Origin of the sequence: Leptolyngbya sp. FACHB-36 (assembly GCF_014695955.1) — a bacterium.
Classification (GTDB): domain Bacteria; phylum Cyanobacteriota; class Cyanobacteriia; order Leptolyngbyales; family Leptolyngbyaceae; genus FACHB-36.
Genome location: NZ_JACJPG010000056.1, coordinates 1 through 1,756, shown reverse-complemented (window position 1 = coordinate 1,756; position 1,756 = coordinate 1). Strand labels below are relative to the sequence as shown.

Below are 1,756 nucleotides of genomic sequence, written 5' to 3'. Positions count from 1 at the left end.
CAAGCTAGCTGCTCTCCAGGTAAGCTCGTAGATGCAGTAACCCCCATTTGTCAGTCGCTTCGCACCCTTGCTGGGTCCAGTAATTCTACTGTGACAATGTGTACACTGTAACACCTGCACTCTGGCAGTGATAAAGATGATTTTAATTTCACTGTAGCTTTAAGATTTCGGTTTAAAATATCGCCAAAGATGAAGCGGATGCAAGGCTTATTGCAGGGCAAAGTGCAAGTAAGAATCCCTCACCCCGGCTTAAACAAAATTGCAGTTTTTCCTAAGCATTCTTACGGATAAGACACAGCAAGTGCACAGTTTAGATAGCTCATCGCTAGACTAGAGCTATGACAGTGGGCATTCGAGCATTACCGATCGACGTTGTGCATTTGATTGCCGCAGGCGAAGTGATTGATTCGTTGGCGGCAGTGGTGCGGGAGTTGGCAGAAAACTCGCTAGATGCTGAAGCGACCCGGATTGTGATTTCTCTATACCCAGAGCAGGGGCGCGTTCGGGTAGCCGACAACGGCAGCGGTATGACGCTCGACAATCTACGTCAGGCAGCCGCACCGCACACAACCAGTAAAATTCGGGGCAGTGCCGATCTAGAACGCATCACCAGCTTGGGATTTCGCGGCGAGGCGCTGCACAGCCTCACGCAGCTAGCCACGCTGGAAATTGCCAGTCGATCGCTGCCATCAGAACCAGAAGACGCAATTCAGCCAGGCTGGAAAATTGCCTATGACACGCAGGGTCAACCTGTTACCGAGGAGCCTGTGGCGATCGCGCCCGGCACCATCGTCACTGCCAGCCAACTCTTCGCAAACTGGTCTGTTCGTCGCGAAGGGTTGCCCCCGATCGCGCAGCAGCTACGCGCCGTTCAAATGACAGTTCATCAACTGGCACTCTGTCATCCTCAGGTTACCTGGCAAGTGCAGCAGAACGATCGCGAATGGTTCAACCTTTGGGCAGGCAATACGGCTCGCCAACTGCTGCCTCAAATCCTGCGCGACGTGCAGCTAGGCGATCTGCGGGAACTGCGGCTAGAGATATCACAGAAAAATGAGGGAAGCCAACTCAAGGGTGAAGGGAACTCCCCACGGCTAACGCTCGTGGTTGGTCTGCCTGATCGCTGCCATCGTCACCGCCCGGACTGGATTCGGGTTGCGCTGAATCGGCGAATCGTGAAGCTGCCGGAGATCGAGCAGACCATTTTGTCCAGTTTTCGGCGGGCGCTGCCTCGCGATCGCTTTCCGGTGTGCATCGTTCATCTACAAGTGCCGCCAGAACAGATTGACTGGAATCGTCATCCAGCCAAGTCAGAAGTGTATTTGCATCAGCTAGACTCCTGGCGCGAGCGGGTTGCAGACGCGATCGACCAAGCCCTTCGCCTCGATTCAACCGCCCTACCCGATAGCCTGTACTCCACTCGCATCGGCAAACTGATCAAAGCCGCAGAATCCGACGGCGGATACAGGGTCAATCGCGAAATTTCCACTTCCTCCCGTTCCCACGCTCCTACGCCCCTCCGCGCCATCGCTCAAGTCCACAACCGATACGTCCTTGGCGAGCATCCAACAGGGGTATGGCTGATCGAGCAGCATATTGCTCATGAGCGGGTGCTGTATGAGCAACTGTGCGATCGCTGGCAACTGGTAGCATTAACGTCGCCGATCGTGCTCAATCATCTGAGATCTGCTCAAGTCGAGCAATTGCAGCGCCTGGGAGTTGAGGTGGAGCCGTTTGGCGAACAGCTTTGGATGGT

The 1,756-nt window shown here is 54.7% G+C and carries 1 protein-coding gene; it reads left to right on the top strand.

The features are described 5' to 3' along the window. Positions 1–338: 338 nt before the first annotated feature. Positions 339–1,756: DNA mismatch repair endonuclease MutL (mutL, locus tag H6F43_RS00770; RefSeq protein ID WP_190340127.1), on the top strand; the 1,418-nt coding region annotated here is incomplete at its 3' end.